Consider the following 14,577-nt stretch of genomic DNA (forward strand, 5'->3'; position numbering starts at 1 on the left):
CGATGGCTTTGCCGGCCTTCAGGGGCTTCGCGACATCCGGAAATCACGGATCCGCGGTGCTGGGCCCGACGGTGCTGCGAGCCATGTGCGCCGCTGCTTGATCAGCGCCTTGAGCCGTGCGCGTCGCGGGTTCGACCGAATGCAATCGCAGCCGTCGAGGTCCGTCGACTCGCAGCTGAGGATCGATGCCACCATCACCACGATCGCGAGGATCGCCAGCGCCACGAGGGGCCAGGCGAGGCCGAGCCCGACCAACGCGGCGATCGCAAGTTTACCGGCCAGTGAGCCGACGATCTTGGCTTTCATCAGGACGAGCAGGGTGGTGCCGCCGCCTGCTCCGCCGCGCAGGGCCCGGACGATCCGCTTGCGCAACCGATGCTGTGCGGCGAGGGCCTCCAGGCGCCGAAGCTGCCGGCGGACCCGCGCGATCCCCGAAGAGACCGGATCGTGACGGAGGTTGGTCCGCGATTGATCCGCCACCGGCCCTCCGGGCTCTCGTCCGATCTGCTTCTCCTCAATGTTTAGCGCGACCGTACGAGCCGGTCGACAAGACCGATCCGGGCGAAGCTCGCTCCGGCGGCTGAAGGCCATGATTTGAACGACGGACCGGAGCAACATAGCGTTGATCCGATGATCCTGATCCGGAGGTTGCGGTGATCCGCCTGCTGTCGAGTGTCATGCTGCTGGGATGGATGCAGAGCGCCCAGGCCACGGATATCATCGTGGATTACCGGGACCGCGGCTTCCGGGATGCCAAGCCTTCGGTCGCGCCGGACGAGCGGGCCCGTCTCGCGCGGGTCATGGCCGAAGAGGCTCCGCAAGCGCTGCGCACGGAACTGGGGCCCGACTCCGTGGTGCTGGGGGTGGCCGCAGGTGCGTTCACGCGGCCCGGCAGACGCGAGCGCGCCTATCTCGTTCAGCGAACGGCGCCCGTGGCGAGCGAGCCGTTTCCGAATGCGGTGGCACCCGTCCTCGTCGTTCTCGGCGACGGCGCGAAGGCGCACTTCTTCCGCCTGCCCAAGGACGTCCAGTATCAGCGCGTCGCCGCCGCAGTCGATGCCGATCGCGACGGACGCAGCGACGTGCTGCTCGAATCCGGGTTCTACAACATGGGCGAGAGCGTCACGGCGCTCACCGCGGTCAAGCTCGATCCGGGCAGCGGGCTGGCGACGCCGGCCCAGGTCATCCGGGATGTCTTCACCGACAGCTGCGACGGCGGCTCGGCCCGCAAGAGCCGGACGGCGTCGACCCTGTCCCTCGACGCGGCGGGGAAACTCGTCACCCGGCGCTACCGGCTCACCTGTCGATGAAGGATCCAAAGTCCCTCAGGATGACGAAGGGCCGGGATTCCGCGCGCCGCGCCGTCAATCGAGCGGTGTGATCAGCCCGTCGCGGATCGTCACCCGGCGGTCCATGCGGGCGGCGAGGTCCAGGTTGTGGGTCGCAACCAGGGCCGCGAGGCCCGAGGCCCGCACCAGCGACATCAGCACCGAGAACACGTGGCCGGCGGTACCGGGGTCGAGATTCCCCGTGGGCTCGTCCGCCAGGAGCAGCCGCGGGCCGTTGGCCACCGCGCGGGCGATGGCGACGCGCTGCTGCTCGCCCCCCGACAGCTCGGCCGGTCGATGCGGCAGGCGGTCCTTGAGGCCGAGGAAGCTCAGCAGCTCGGTGGCGCGGGTCTTCGCCTCGCCACGGCCGAGGCCGCGGATGAGCTGCGGCATCACCACGTTCTCGAGGGCCGAGAACTCCGGTAGCAGATGGTGGAACTGGTAGACGAAGCCCATCTCCTCCCGGCGCAGGCGGGTGCGCTCGGTATCCGGCATCGCGGCGGTGGGCCGGCCGCCGATATAGACCTCGCCACCGTCCGGCCGCTCCAGCAGGCCGGCGAGGTGCAGGAGCGTCGACTTGCCGGCCCCGGAGGGCGCGACGAGGGCAACCAGCTCCCCGGGCCAGATCGCGAGATCGGCCCCGCGCAGGATGTCCAGGGCTCCTTCGGCCTGCCGGTAGCGCCGCTCGACGCGGGCGAAGAACAGGGCCGGCACCGGCGGGCTGCCGGCGGGCTCGCTTGCGTCACTCATGGGGTGCGGACCGTCAGCCGTAGCGCAGAGCCTGCACCGGATCGAGCCGGGCGGCACGCCAGGAGGGATAGAGCGTCGCTGCGAGCGACAGCAGCAGCGAGGTGATCACCACGGCGGTGATCTCCCGCGGGTTCATCTGAGCCGGGATCTCGGCGAGGAAGCGCACGGTCGGGTCCCAGGCCCCGGGAAACAGCACGTGCTGGATCGGCTTGATGTTCAGGGTGATCAGGACCCCGAGCCCGAGACCGCTCAGGGTCCCGACCAGGCCGATCAGTGCGCCGTTGATCAGGAACACCCGCATGATCGTGCCGGGGGTCGCCCCCATGGTGCGCAGGATCGCGATATCGCTCGACTTGTCGCGCACCAGCAGGATCAGGCCCGAGACGATGTTGAGCGTGGCCACCACCACGATCAGGCTGAGGATCAGGAACATCACGTTGCGCTCCACCTCGAGCGCCCCGAAGAAGGTGCGGTTGCGCTGGCGCCAGTCGGTCAGCAGGATCGGGCGCTCGGCCGCCATCTCGAGGGGCTCGCGCATGTCGCCGACCTGATCGGGGTTGTCGACGTAGATCTCGATCATGCTGACGTCGCTCTCCCGGTTGAAGAACGCCTGCGCCTCGGTCAGCGGCATGAACACGAAGGTCTGATCGAACTCGGTCATGCCGACCTCGAACACCGCCTTGACCGCGTAGCTCTTGGTCCTGGGCGCCGTACCGAAGGGCGTGGACGACCCCTTGGGCGTGACCAGCGTGATGTTGTCCCCTGCTTGAAGCCCCAGGGAATCCGCGAGCCGCCGGCCGATCAGGACGCCGGTGCCGTCATCGAACCCCTCCAGCGTGCCGCCGCGGATCGCGCTGGAGACCGCGGCCAGCGCGTCGAGGTCGGCGGCGCGCACGCCGCGCACGATCACGCCGGAGCCGCCGAACTGCGACGAGGCGAAGGCCTGGCCTTCCACGAGCGGCACTGCGGCGCGCACGCCCGCCACCTTCGACAGGCGCTCCGACAGGTCGACCCAGTCGTTGAACGGGCGGTCGATCGGCGTGGCGAACAGGTGACCGTTGATGCCGACGATCTTGGAGAGCAGCTCGGCGCGAAACCCGTTCATCACCGAGAGCACGATGATCAGGGTGGCGACGCCCAGCGCGATGCCGAGGACGGAGAAGAACGCCACCACCGACACGCCGCCACCCCGGCGACGCGCCCGCAGGTAGCGGCCGGCGATGATCCACTCGAACGGCGCGAAGGGGGCCGTCCCCTCGCGCAAGGAGGCCGCGAAGCCCCTCACCCGGTCGATCGCCGCTGCTCCAGTCATCGGCCTAGCCCTAAGCACCATTGGCTGCGTTGTCGCCGCTCAAGTGGCGAAAATGATGCCTAAACACGGATTGAAGCAGAATTGCCGCCGGCAATTTGGCCGGCCGCCGCGCTGGCGCCCTTTGCCGGCTCAGACGCGGCGGATGCGGGCCAGAAGGTCGACGGTCGCGAGGCTCTCTCGCTCGCCGCCGGCGCGCCGCTTCAGCTCGACCTTGCCCTCGGCCAGGCCCTTCGGCCCGACGATCACCTGCCAGGGCAGGCCGATCAGGTCCGCGGTGGCGAATTTCGCGCCCGGCCGCTCGTCGCGGTCGTCGTACAGCACCGACAGGCCGGCCGCCTCGAGGTCCGCCTGGATCTGCGCGCAGGCGGCGTCGGTGCCGGAATCGCCGACCTTGAGGTTGATCAGGGCCACATCGAAGGGGGCGACCGAGTCCGGCCAGATGATGCCGGCCTCGTCGTGGCTGGCCTCGATGATCGCAGCCACCAGCCGGCTCGGCCCGATGCCGTAGGAGCCCATGTGGACCGGCCGCTCGATCCCGTCGGGCCCGGTGACCTTGGCACCCATCGGCTCGGAATACTTGGTGCCGAAATAGAAGATGTGCCCGACCTCGATGCCCCGGGCGGCGAGGCGGTCGGCCTCCGGCACCTCCGCGAAGGCCTCCGGCTCGTGGATCTCGTCCGTGGCGGCGTAATGGGAGGTCCAGGCGTCGACGATGCCCTGCAGGCTCGCGACGTCGTCGAAGTCCACGGTCTCGGGCGGGGTCTCGAAATCGAGGTAGGCCCGGTCGCAGAACACCTCGCTCTCGCCGGTCTTGGCCAGGATGATGAACTCGTGGGACAGGTCGCCGCCGATCGGGCCGGTATCGGCGCGCATCGGGATCGCCCGGAGGCCGAGCCCCGCGAAGGTGCGCAGGTAGGCCACGAACATGCGATTGTAGGCGTGGCGCGCCCCGGCCTGGTCGAAGTCGAACGAGTAGGCGTCCTTCATCAGGAACTCGCGGGAGCGCATCGTGCCGAAGCGCGGCCGCACCTCGTCGCGGAACTTCCACGAGATCTGGTAGAGGTTCTTGGGCAGGTCCTTGTAGGAGCGCACGCTGGCCCGGAAGATCTCCGTGACCATCTCCTCGGCGGTCGGGCCGTAGAGCATCTCGCGGTCGTGCCGGTCCTTCAGGCGCAGCATCTCCTTGCCGTAGGCGTCGTAGCGCCCGGATTCCCGCCACAGCTCGGCCGATTGCACGGTCGGCATCAGGATCTCGATGGCGCCGGAGCGATCCTGTTCCCGGCGGATCACCGCGCAGACGCGCTCCAGCACCCGCAGGCCGAGCGGCAGCCACGCGTAGATGCCGGCCGATTCCTGGCGCACCAAACCGGCGCGCAGCATCAGACGGTGGGAGACGATCTCGGCTTCCTTGGGCGTCTCGCGCAAGGTCGGCATGAAGTAGCGAGACAGACGCATGTTTTCGGAGGCTTGTCTTCGGGGAGTTCGGCCTGGATCCGGCCGGGAGGCACCGAGGCGCCCGAGCACACAACACGCCGGGGACGCAAATTACAAGCACCGTCGGCCGACAGAGCGCGTAATCCGGCCGCGCCGCCGGAGGGCAGGCCGACCGGGCGCGGTGCCGCAATAGGAATCGAACTGCCCATTTGCCGGCAAGAAAGCGCAGATTTTTCTCGCACACCCGGTGACAACACGAATTGTTGTTCCTATAAGCGGCGCGTGATGTTTGCGACGCCCGCAAGAGGTGGCGCAGGGTCCGAGTCTCGGGAGGAAAACCGACCGCCACGCAGGCAATGCGTAGGATAATCAAAGGTCGAGCCACTGCAGCTTGAAAAGCAAGGCCTCAGGCCTTGCTTTTTTTGTTGTTCGGCATCCTTCGCCGCGCCCGTCCCGATCTTCCAGCACGCTGCCGGGCGTGGAAGTTGCCATCGTCGGCCCTCCCTCCAGGTCACGTCGCAGGCCTGATGCAGACGCCACGCTGTGAAGAGCGGTGAAAGCGCGGACAAGTCGATGGTTTGTCGACTATTCGACTTTGGCGGCGCAACCCATTAACCCGCAAGGCCTTTTCGCGGCGCATGGTGGTCCAGACCTTACGGGGTGGATTCGCCATGCACTTCCAGATCCGCCAGGCCGAGCATCTGTGGTCCTGGGTCCTGCTTAACGAGGCCGACGAGACCGTCGCCGAGTCGTCCCGGACGTTTCCTTCGGCCGCGCAGGCCTCGGCGGCTGCCCTGGCCTTCGCCCACTTGGTGTCCCGGGCCGGGAAGTCGCTGACGGTGCGGTCCTCCTCCGGGATGCTGCTGTAGAACCTGATCCGGTTTCGTCCCGAACTCAGGTTCATCGGGACGGTTCGCACGCGACCGCCTGACAGGCCTCATCGTCCCCGCGCGCCTGGTGCGCCGGGGGCATGGCCCAAGAAGTCTCCTCACGCTGGACGCGGGACGCCGCGGGAACCCAGGTGTCGGCCAAGTTACGCGCGGGATCCGATCCCCGCGGCGACCCGCGGCATTGGCCGGGCATGGTCCCCGGCCGGTGCCGTCTGTCTCGTCGCGATGTCTGTGCGACGCCCCGATCCCCGCGACTCCGTGTTAGCGGTCACTGCCCATGGCGCCCAAGCCGCAATCGCAGCCGAGACGCCCCCGGAACCCGCATCACCGCCGTGGCCTTCCACCCGACATCCGCCTCGTAGTGGGCGGGTCCGCAGGTTTCTGAGGGTCACGCCCAGATCCGGGTCGCCGCGGGGGCATTTCCGCACCCCGCCGGGCAGACTACCGCCCGATCTTCACGCCCGCATCCGAGACACGCCCTGCATCGGCACGCCGCCCGGGGCGATAGCGGCTGAGAGCCACCGACGCGGGCATCGCCCCATCCCCCGAGCCCGCCGGTCAGCCACCGGACGAACCCCCGAGGAGCGCCGTGGAGTCACCCCCACACCGCCGAAGGACAGGTGACGGCTAATGAGCACAAAATAGGAACATTGTCAAGGGCGGAGTGCCGCTCTGCCGGCTCCGTTGCGGCGAGCCCAGCCAAGCGGCCCGGGTTTGCCCCATTCTGAGCGCGCGTGCCGCACGGGGTTTGGTTCGCTCCGCTTGCGATGACGGAGGGGGCCGCGCAGGGCCCGTCACGTGGAAGCCTCATGTGGCTCCACGGCGCGCAGCAAAAAGGCCGCGGTGGCGCCCTGCCCCCGCGGCCTTCTCGATGGATCGGTTGATCAGGTCTGCTGCTGCGTCCGGCGGGGGCGCACGGTCCAGCGCTCGAACACGCCTGCCGACTCGTCGGCCTTCGCGTCCTTGGGCTCGGCGGTCGGCTCGGGATGCTGATGGATCGCGGCGCCGAGCGCCTGCGACAGGCTCTCGATCACGTCGTCGATGCGCGCGTCGCTGTGGATGCCGTCGTGGGCGGCGGCCGGGGCCGGGGTGGTTTCGTGGGCGGTCGGCGCCGGGGGCGCGACGGGCTCCGGGGCCGGCTCGGGTTGATGCTCGGGCTCCGGCGGCGGAGCCTCGGCGACGGGCAGGGGTGCGGGCGGCGGCTCGACGGCTTCGGGGGCCGGCGCCGGTGCAGGCGCGGGCGGTGCCGCCGGTGCGGCGGCCGCAGGCGTCACGATGCGGCGCATGGCGCTCATCGCGCCGTCGTCCGACGTCTCGCTGCCGCGCGCGTTGCTGCTGTAGCGGCCGAAGCCGAAACGCGGCTCGATCAGATCGAGCACGGCGTCGAGCGCCGCGTTGCTCAGCGGCACCTCCTCGCCGGCCGGCACGCCCTGGATGGCCAGAGCCTGGCGCTCGTAGGCCGGCTCGCTGCTGACCTCGCGTCCGAACCAGTTCGGGGTCTGGAAGGCACCCGCGTCGCCGTCATTGTCGAAGGCGACGCTGATCAGGTCGAGATTGCCCGGCGTGACGTACCGGTCGATCGTGACCTCGCGCCCGCCGAGCGTCAGCACGGTGCGGTCGTAGGCGGCCTTGCCGGGGCAGACATCCAGCAGCGCGTCGCCGTGGGCGCGCGGCACGTCGGTCCGCTCCTCGGCCGGGATGCCGTCGGCGCCCTTGTTCACCAGCACCAGCTGGCAGATCTGGCCATCGACGCGCACGTAGGAGCTGCGGCCGCCCTGGGCGACGAAGTGGCCCTCGGTGATCCGGGCGCCGCCCCGTTCCTTGCGGATCAGGCGGACCAGGGATGGCGCGACCAGGAATCGGCGAATGGTGCTCATGAACTCAAAACCCCTCCCGCTTCGTCGGCGGTGCGCCGATCCGGCGGACTGCCCTCAGGGCCGCCGGCCCGGATGGATCTGGTAAGTCGAGCCGGCCGGCACGGCGTAAAAGCTCAGCCGCAACGCCGTATTGGCTCTCCCTCAACCGCATCCATCGCCAATACCGGACGGCGACAACATGAGACGGTTAAGCGCTAAGCAAAAACACGACGAAATCAAGTCCGGAATGGGGTTGCGATTCCCCCAATTCCGGGCCTGTCCCCGATATCCCGTCTTTCGGTATGGATTTTCCAACCCAGGTTAATCCCGGGCCGGCCCGGCTCAGGCCGCCGGCTCGAAGGTCATGGCGGCGCCGTTCATGCAGTAGCGCAGGCCCGTGGGGGCGGGGCCGTCGTCGAAGACGTGGCCGAGATGGCCCTTGCAGCGGGCGCAATGAACCTCGGTCCGGACCATCCAGTGGCTGCGGTCCACGGTGGTTTCGACGGCGCCCTCCAGCGGCTCGAAGAAGCTCGGCCAGCCGCTGCCGGACTCGAACTTGGTGCCCTGCTCGAACAGCGGCTGTCCGCACCCGACGCAAGTGAACGTGCCGGGCCGCTTCTCGGCCAGCAGGCAGCTCGTGCCGGCGCGCTCGGTGCCGTGCTCGCGCAGCACCCGGTACTGCTCGGGCGTGAGCGTCGCCCGCCACTCGGCCTCGCTGCGGGCCTCCGGGCTGGTCGTCGCGGTATCGGCCATGAAGATCTCCCTGTTCGACGGGCGATATAGGCATCGTGCCCGGGGCCCGGCAGTCCTGCCACCCCGAAAACGCCTGCACCGGCGGCAACCTGTCGCTCACGGTCCCGCTTTACGGTCGCGTCCTACGCCGCCGCCCCCACGGTGTCGGCCATCCGGGCCCGGCGGTGTCCGAGCGGCAGGGGCGCCCCCGTGGTGGTGTCGCGGCCGGTCTGGTGCTCGAGCTCGGCGTTGATCTCGCCGCCGAGCAGCACGATGGTCGACGAGATCCAGATCCAGGTCATGAAGCCGATCACCGCCCCTAGCGAGCCGTAGGTCTCGTTGTAGGTGCCGAAGCTGGCGACGTACCAGGAGAACAGCAGGGACGCGATCAGCCAGAGCAGTCCCGCCACCACGCTGCCGACGCCGACCCAGCGCCAGCGGGCGTGTTCGCGGCTCGGGCCGAAGCGGTAGAGCACCGAGAGCCCGGCGAGCAGCACCAGCAGCACCGCCGGCCAGCGCAGGGCCGCGAGCAGCCAGGCGCCCGAGCCGAGGCCGAGGAAGTTCAGCACGATCGGAACCACCACGATCGCGTTGAGCGCGATGATGATGAACAGCAGCGCGCCCACCGTGAAGGTCAGCGAGCGGATGTTGAGCCACAGGAAGTTGCGCTTCTCCTCCTCCTCGTAGACCACGTTCAGGGCATCGAACATCGCCTTCATGGCGGCGTTGGCGCTCCAGAGCGACAGCAGCAGGCTGGTGAAGAACGTGACGCTGAGGGAGCTGCTGCCCTTGGCGGCGATGCGCTTGATCTGGTCGCCGATCAGCTCCACCGCGCCGGTCGGCAGTACGGCGTGCAGCTGCGCCAGGTGCTCGTTGATCGCGTTGACGTCCGCGAACAGGCCGTAGCAGGTGACCAGCGCCGCGATCGCCGGGAACAGCGACAGCAGGGTGTAGAAGGTCACCCCGGCGGCCACGGCCAGCACCCGGTCCTTGTTGAACTCCAGGTAGACCCGGACCGCGATGTCCTTCCAGCCGGCGCCCGTCATCTCGGCGGGGCTGTCGGCGGCGCGTCCGCGCTCGGGCTGGGTCGCCGCCGTGAGCTGCGCGGCGCGGCCCACGATCGAGCGTGCGCCGACATTGATCGCCGTGTTGCGCACAGGTGGGGCCGGGTCGACGTGCAGCGGTTCGGCCTGCGGCTCCGGGGTCTCGGACAGGGCCTGCGTGCGGCGCCGGGCCGGCGTCGCAGCGAGCGCCACCAGGGCCGAGCCCAGCATCAGGATCCAGAGGACCGAGCCGGTATCCGGCTCCGGACCCGGGCGGGGAGGCGACGCGCGCATGGCTGTACGAGACGGACGTTCCGCGCGGAACTGCCGCGCTCGAAGGCTCAAACGTCGGCGAAGCGCGGCCGTTCCGCACGCGTTTTCGGGCACGCGCGGCTGCGACGCGCGTTGTGCATCCTATGCGCGATCAGCCACGCCTCGGATTCTGCTGCAAGTTCGTCCTGGACGAGCCGCCCGGCACCCACGCCACCCTCAAGGCGGAGCGCGAGGCCACGCTCCACATGAACCTGACCAGCGTGACCATGGCGCATCTCACCAAGCTGGAGCCCGCCGCCCGGCGGGCGAAGCTCGCCGGGCTCGTCGCCCACAATCTGGACGCGCTGGCCCGCCAGATCGCCTGGGTCGGGGCCCGGCCGCCGATCGAGCGCCTGCTGCGGATGGCGAGCAACGTCCTGCCGGGCTACACCCACGCGATCGCCCGGGCGATCTACGCGGAGCCCGAGATGGAGGCCCTGGTCCAGCGGGGGCTGGCGGAGGCCGGGGCGCTGGCGCGCCGGCTCGGCGTGCGCCTGAGCTTCCACCCGGGCCCGTTCTGCCTGCTGGCGAGCCGCAACCCGGCGGCCATCGCCAACGGCCTGTCGGAACTCGACTATCACGCCGAGATCTTCGACCGCATGGGCTACGGGGGCGGCTGGCATCCCCACGGCGCCCACATCAACATCCATGTCGGGGCCGGCGACCCGGGCGTCGCGGGCTTCCGCGAGACCCTGCCCCGGGCCAGCCAGGTGGCGCGCGACCTCCTCACCGTCGAGAACGACGAGAACGTCTTCGGGGTCGAGGCGGTGCTGCAACTCGCCGACGTCGTGCCGGTGGTGCTCGACCTGCACCATCACTGGGTGCAGAGCGGCGGCGAATATCTCGAACCCGACGATCCCCGGATCGCCCGGGTGCGGGACTCCTGGCGCGGGGTGCGGCCGCTGGCGCATATCAGCGTCTCGCGCGAAGCGGTCTCGGCCGATTGCGACCCGGACGCCCTGCCCGATTTCCCGGCTTTGCGCGTGGCCGGCCACGCGGTCCGGGATCTCGCCGCCCATTCCGACATGATGTGGAACCGGGCCGTGAACGACCTCGTCGCCCGCCACCTCGTCTGGGCCGATTTCGAGATCGAGGCCAAGGCGAAGAACCACGCCTCCACGCAGATCGCCCGCCACATCACCGACCCGGCCCGGGCCGCCATCGCGGCGGAGTGACGGCGGATCTCGGCGGCGTCGCCGGACCGGGCTAGCGCCTTGTTCGGGCATGATGATCTCGGAGATCCGGATTTCACTTTCCCGCATCATGCGCTAGGCAGCCGGCATGAAGACGGCCGATTGCGACATCCTCATCGTCCCGGGGCTCGGAGGCTCCGACGAGGACCATTGGCAGGCCCGCTGGGCCGGCCGGCTCGCCACCGCCCGCGTGGTCGCCCAGGACGATTGGCACGCGCCGACCCCGGAGGCCTGGTGCGGACGGATCGCCGAGGCCGTCGCGGCCGCGACCCGTCCGGTGATCCTGATCGCCCACAGCCTCGGGGTCGTGGCCTGCGTCGAGGCGGCGCCGCGTTTCGCGCCGGGAATCGTGCGCGGCGCCCTGTTCGTGGCCTGCCCGGACGTCGAGGAGGCGCCCGACCTGCCCGATTCCGTGCGGGCCTTCGCGCCGATGCCCCGGGACCCCCTGCCCTTCCCGTCGCTCCTGGTCGCGAGCCGCACCGACCCGTATTGCACCTACGCGCGCGCCGACGACTTCGCCCATGCCTGGGGTTCCCTCACGGTCGATGCCGGCGAATCGGGGCACATCAACGTCGCGAGCGGCCACGGGCCGTGGCCCGAGGGGCTGATGCGGCTCGCCGGGTTCATGAAAGGGCTGTAGGCGCTGCGCCGCGCGTTAACGCGCCGTTTACCCTTGCGGCCTCCAGTGTCGGCTTGGGCGGACCTTCGCCCCGAAGGCGCCCCTGGAGAGCACCGTGACGCGTAAAGAGCTTCTGGAACGACTCGACGTGGTCCAGGCCGCCCTCGGGCAGCGGGCCCACATCAACTTCAACAGCTCGCTGTTCAACGACGCCGCGCTCCTGAAGCGCATCGAGGCGTTCGAGGCGAAGGTCGGCGAAGTCGAGAAGCCGAAGGTGGCCGATTACACCGGCAACATGTTCACGCGCATCGCCAACCGCCGCGCCGCCACGGCCGCCGCGAAGTAGCCGCGTCGGCCTATTTCGATTCGGGCTCTGCCGAGCGCAGCAATTCGCCCGCTACGTCGGCCAGGCGCGGCGGCGCTTCGCGCACGAACGGCAGCGGCCGGCAGACGTTGAGGGCGGCCAGCCCGAACCGGGCGGTCATCAGCCCGTTCAGCACGCCCTCCCCCAGCTTGGCCGAGACCCGGGCCGCGATCCCGAGCCCCAGTACCTGCTGCATCACGCTCTCGCCCACCGCCATCCCGCCCGTGATGGTGAGATGCGCGACCGCCGCCCGCGTCAGTCGCAGGAAGCCCAGGAAACCCGGCCGGCCGCCGTAGATGGCGGCGATCCGGCGCAGCAGCCGCACGGCGGCGAAGACTACGAACGCCACGTCGACGATCGCCCGCGGGCTCAGCGCCGTGACCGCCGAGACCTGCTTGGCCGCCGCCGCGATGGCGTTACGCGCCTGCCGGTCGAGACCCGCCAGCAACTCGTGCTCGGCCAGCCCGATCCGGTCGTCCACGTCGAGGATCGCGTCGGCGGCGGCGTCGATCCGGGCGCGGCCGGGCGCCAGGGATTCGCGATCGGCGTAAAAGGTCGAGAGCGCCTGCACCACCGCCTGTGCGCCGGTATGGTCGCGGCTGCCGAGCGCGTCGATGGCCGATTGGCGCAGGCGCTCGATCTTCCGCTCGCGCCGCAGGCCGGCCAGCTCCCGGACGACGATCGCCAGGAGCGCCAGACCGGCCAGCCCGAGCAGGGCGAGCGCCACCCAGCCGAGCCAAGGCGCGGCCTGGAACAGGTCTGCGATCATCCGCTCGATCGACAGGCCGATCCCCAGCGAGACCAATCCCCCCGCCGCGGTCAGGAACAGCGCCCCCCAGGGCGAGCCCCGGCGCGGCGCAACCGGCACCGCGACGCCGTCGGCCGCGTCGACGATCTCGAACGGCTCCTCGACGATCCGGGCCTGTTCCGGCCGGGGCGCGAGCGGCATCGTGGCCACGCCCGGCCCCGGCGGCGGCTCGGGATTGATCCGGAAGGCTCGGGGTTTCTGGCCTGAGGACATGGCTTACGGCCTCCTGAGGGGGCGGATTGTTTTAGGGTTTGCCCCGTCGGCAAGGACGCTGTTCGCACATCGTTTGGTGCTGGCCGCGACGTGCCCCATCTCCCGCACGGGAGAGGGGACCTGCATCGTGCCCGACGCCGTATGAGCCCGGCGACATGCGCGCGAACGCGGACCCGCCCATCGGTCGCGCGCGCCGCCCAGGGCGATCGAAATACGCGCCGACCGGCTCACGACCGCGGCGCCATCCTGGGCACCCACCCGCCCCATCATCACCCGAGCCTGTCACCGATCAGAAACTGCATCGCCCGGTCCAGCCGGATCTGCGGCAGGTGGCCGGCGCGGCCGAGGCCGTCCGGGCGGATCAGCGGCGGGCGGAAGCGGGGGAAGCGGAGCGACCCGGGGGCGACGGCGCCCTCCAGCACCGCTTCCGCGCGGGCGGGGAGTTCGCCCGGGAACACGGCGGCCTCGCTGTTGCCGTCGAAGACCTCGTCGCCCACCGTCTCGCCGGCCTCGGGCGTGCCCGCGACCGCGCGGAGAACCTCGGAGCCGTCATGAACCGTGGTCTCGCGGGTGGCGCGCACGGAGGCGAGCGCCACGGTGCCGACCCGGGCGCCCGCGGCCTCGGTCCGCCGCATGGAGCGGGAGACCAGCAGGCGCAGCAGCGCGTCGAGCCGGTCGTGGCTGGTCTGGTGGAGGTGGTCGGCCTTGGTGGCGGCGAACAGAACACGGTCGGCCCGGGGCGCGAACAGCTTCGACAGCACCGTGTTGCGCCCGATGTTGAGGCTGAGCAGCACCGCGTCCAGCGCCTCCTCCAGCTCCGCCAGGGCGGTGGCCCCGGCATCGACGGCGGCGAGCACGTCCACCAGCACGATCTGCCGGTCGACCCGCTGAAAATGGTCGCGGAAGAACGGGGTGACGACCTTGGCCTTGTAGGCTTCGAAGCGCCGCTCCATCAGCCCGGCCAGGCTGTCCGGGGGGATGCTGCCGGTGAGATTATCGAGCGGCGCGAAGGTCAGCGCCGGCGAGCCCGCGAGGTCGCCGGGCATCAGGAAGCGCCCCGGCGGCGTCGTGGCGACCGATTCCGGGCCGGCGCGCAGGGCCGCCAGATAAGCCTTGAACGCGTCGCTGGCGCGCTCGGCCGCGACCTCGTCGAGGGGGCCGTGCGGATCGAAGCCCTTGAGCGCCTCGAGCCACGGCGCCGCCACCGCGGTCCGGCCCGGCCGGCGGGTGCCGTTGATCGTGGCCCGGGACCAGGCGGTGTAGCCGGTCTCGATCAGCGCGAGGTCGAGCAGCCATTCGCCGGGGTAATCGACCACGTCGAGCATCAGGGTCGCCGGCCCGCTGCGCCAGCCTGCGGCGCGCTCGTAGGCGATCTCCAGGCGGAACTGGCTGATCCTGTCGGTGGAGCGCGGCCAGCGCCGGGCCTCCGTGAGGGTGCCGAAATGCTCCTCGTAGGGGAAGCGCGGCACGTCGTCGTCGGGCTGCGGCACCAGCCGGGCGCGGCGGAGGCGGCCCTCCTGCGCGGGCGCGAACGCCGGGAGCGCGTGAGCCTCCACGAGGTGGTGGATCAGCGCCGTGGTGAACACGGTCTTGCCGGACCGCGCGAGCCCGGTGACCCCGAGCCGCAAGGTCGGCTGGATCAGCAGGTCGTGCGAGGCTTCGGCGAAGGCTTTGACGGCCGAGCCGGCGCGTGCGGCAAGGTCGGTCAGGGGCACGGGCGGGC

The 14,577-nt window shown here is 70.4% G+C and carries 15 protein-coding genes; 5 read left to right on the top strand and 10 right to left on the bottom strand.

Features of this window, described 5'->3' with window-relative positions:
• Positions 1 to 18: 18 nt before the first annotated feature.
• Positions 19 to 480, bottom strand: coding sequence for a hypothetical protein (locus AC0IY0_RS07810; RefSeq protein ID WP_471763494.1), 462 nt, complete (start codon positions 478 to 480; stop codon positions 19 to 21).
• A 173-nt stretch (positions 481 to 653) separates the two neighbouring features.
• On the opposite strand from AC0IY0_RS07810, the gene AC0IY0_RS07815 reads away from it, so the two are divergent.
• On the top strand, positions 654 to 1,310 hold the full coding sequence (locus tag AC0IY0_RS07815; RefSeq protein WP_471763496.1) for a hypothetical protein: 657 nt from the start codon (positions 654 to 656) through the stop codon (positions 1,308 to 1,310).
• Positions 1,311 to 1,364: 54 nt separating this feature from the next.
• On the opposite strand, the gene AC0IY0_RS07820 is transcribed toward AC0IY0_RS07815, so the two are convergent.
• From AC0IY0_RS07820 to AC0IY0_RS07835, 4 genes are all read right to left on the bottom strand, one after another.
• A complete protein-coding gene (locus tag AC0IY0_RS07820) occupies positions 1,365 to 2,078 on the bottom strand; it encodes an ABC transporter ATP-binding protein (protein WP_147909306.1) in 714 nt (237 codons plus the stop codon).
• 13 nt (positions 2,079 to 2,091) lie between these two features.
• Positions 2,092 to 3,390, bottom strand: a complete 1,299-nt coding sequence (locus AC0IY0_RS07825; RefSeq protein WP_147909305.1) for a lipoprotein-releasing ABC transporter permease subunit — start codon at positions 3,388 to 3,390, stop codon at positions 2,092 to 2,094.
• 129 nt (positions 3,391 to 3,519) lie between these two features.
• Positions 3,520 to 4,845, bottom strand: a complete 1,326-nt coding sequence (proS, locus tag AC0IY0_RS07830; protein WP_147909304.1) for a proline--tRNA ligase — start codon at positions 4,843 to 4,845, stop codon at positions 3,520 to 3,522.
• Positions 4,846 to 5,193: 348 nt separating this feature from the next.
• Entirely contained in the window at positions 5,194 to 5,316 is a 123-nt protein-coding gene (locus AC0IY0_RS07835; RefSeq protein ID WP_281407091.1) for a hypothetical protein, read from the bottom strand.
• Between the two features lie 179 nt (positions 5,317 to 5,495).
• On the opposite strand from AC0IY0_RS07835, the gene AC0IY0_RS07840 reads away from it, so the two are divergent.
• The gene (locus tag AC0IY0_RS07840; RefSeq protein WP_147909303.1) at positions 5,496 to 5,693 is read left to right on the top strand and encodes a hypothetical protein; all 198 of its coding nucleotides are present in this window, start codon (positions 5,496 to 5,498) and stop codon (positions 5,691 to 5,693) included.
• Positions 5,694 to 6,598: 905 nt separating this feature from the next.
• On the opposite strand, the gene AC0IY0_RS07845 is transcribed toward AC0IY0_RS07840, so the two are convergent.
• From AC0IY0_RS07845 to AC0IY0_RS07855, 3 genes are all read right to left on the bottom strand, one after another.
• Positions 6,599 to 7,591, bottom strand: coding sequence for a hypothetical protein (locus AC0IY0_RS07845; RefSeq protein ID WP_471763498.1), 993 nt, complete (start codon positions 7,589 to 7,591; stop codon positions 6,599 to 6,601).
• Positions 7,592 to 7,912: 321 nt separating this feature from the next.
• Positions 7,913 to 8,323 (bottom strand): peptide-methionine (R)-S-oxide reductase MsrB, encoded by a 411-nt coding sequence (msrB, locus tag AC0IY0_RS07850; protein WP_147909638.1) that lies wholly within the window; start codon positions 8,321 to 8,323, stop codon positions 7,913 to 7,915.
• Positions 8,324 to 8,445: 122 nt separating this feature from the next.
• Complete coding sequence (locus AC0IY0_RS07855; protein ID WP_147909639.1) at positions 8,446 to 9,639, bottom strand: YihY/virulence factor BrkB family protein; 1,194 nt, start codon at positions 9,637 to 9,639, stop codon at positions 8,446 to 8,448.
• Between the two features lie 122 nt (positions 9,640 to 9,761).
• Here AC0IY0_RS07855 and AC0IY0_RS07860 point away from each other — a divergent pair, with 122 nt between their 5' ends.
• From AC0IY0_RS07860 to AC0IY0_RS07870, 3 genes are all read left to right on the top strand, one after another.
• Positions 9,762 to 10,832 carry an apurinic/apyrimidinic endonuclease family protein gene (locus tag AC0IY0_RS07860; protein WP_419829677.1) on the top strand — a complete coding sequence of 357 codons (1,071 nt, stop codon included), beginning with the start codon at positions 9,762 to 9,764 and terminating at the stop codon, positions 10,830 to 10,832.
• Positions 10,833 to 10,938: 106 nt separating this feature from the next.
• A complete protein-coding gene (locus AC0IY0_RS07865; RefSeq protein ID WP_471763500.1) occupies positions 10,939 to 11,490 on the top strand; it encodes an RBBP9/YdeN family alpha/beta hydrolase in 552 nt (183 codons plus the stop codon).
• A 94-nt stretch (positions 11,491 to 11,584) separates the two neighbouring features.
• Positions 11,585 to 11,815: a hypothetical protein gene (locus AC0IY0_RS07870; protein ID WP_147856450.1), complete on the top strand. Its 231-nt coding sequence runs from the start codon at positions 11,585 to 11,587 to the stop codon at positions 11,813 to 11,815.
• A 10-nt stretch (positions 11,816 to 11,825) separates the two neighbouring features.
• Here the strand turns inward: AC0IY0_RS07870 and AC0IY0_RS07875 are convergent, their stop codons facing one another.
• Positions 11,826 to 12,854, bottom strand: a complete 1,029-nt coding sequence (locus AC0IY0_RS07875; RefSeq protein ID WP_471763501.1) for a YcjF family protein — start codon at positions 12,852 to 12,854, stop codon at positions 11,826 to 11,828.
• Positions 12,855 to 13,123: 269 nt separating this feature from the next.
• The gene (locus AC0IY0_RS07880; RefSeq protein WP_147909643.1) at positions 13,124 to 14,569 is read right to left on the bottom strand and encodes a YcjX family GTP-binding protein; all 1,446 of its coding nucleotides are present in this window, start codon (positions 14,567 to 14,569) and stop codon (positions 13,124 to 13,126) included.
• Between the last annotated feature and the right edge of the window lie 8 nt (positions 14,570 to 14,577).

Source organism: Methylobacterium sp. AC315 (assembly GCF_979253755.1).

Coding starts and splice junctions, on each gene's coding strand:
- AC0IY0_RS07865 (WP_471763500.1), top strand. CDS start 10,939: ATGAAGACGGCCGATTGCGACATCCTCATCGTCCCGGGGCTCGGAGGC.
- AC0IY0_RS07840 (WP_147909303.1), top strand. CDS start 5,496: ATGCACTTCCAGATCCGCCAGGCCGAGCATCTGTGGTCCTGGGTCCTG.
- AC0IY0_RS07875 (WP_471763501.1), bottom strand. CDS start 12,854: ATGTCCTCAGGCCAGAAACCCCGAGCCTTCCGGATCAATCCCGAGCCG.
- AC0IY0_RS07835 (WP_281407091.1), bottom strand. CDS start 5,316: ATGGCAACTTCCACGCCCGGCAGCGTGCTGGAAGATCGGGACGGGCGC.
- AC0IY0_RS07860 (WP_419829677.1), top strand. CDS start 9,762: ATGCGCGATCAGCCACGCCTCGGATTCTGCTGCAAGTTCGTCCTGGAC.
- AC0IY0_RS07820 (WP_147909306.1), bottom strand. CDS start 2,078: ATGAGTGACGCAAGCGAGCCCGCCGGCAGCCCGCCGGTGCCGGCCCTG.
- proS (WP_147909304.1), bottom strand. CDS start 4,845: ATGCGTCTGTCTCGCTACTTCATGCCGACCTTGCGCGAGACGCCCAAG.
- AC0IY0_RS07845 (WP_471763498.1), bottom strand. CDS start 7,591: ATGAGCACCATTCGCCGATTCCTGGTCGCGCCATCCCTGGTCCGCCTG.
- AC0IY0_RS07855 (WP_147909639.1), bottom strand. CDS start 9,639: ATGCGCGCGTCGCCTCCCCGCCCGGGTCCGGAGCCGGATACCGGCTCG.
- AC0IY0_RS07825 (WP_147909305.1), bottom strand. CDS start 3,390: ATGACTGGAGCAGCGGCGATCGACCGGGTGAGGGGCTTCGCGGCCTCC.
- msrB (WP_147909638.1), bottom strand. CDS start 8,323: ATGGCCGATACCGCGACGACCAGCCCGGAGGCCCGCAGCGAGGCCGAG.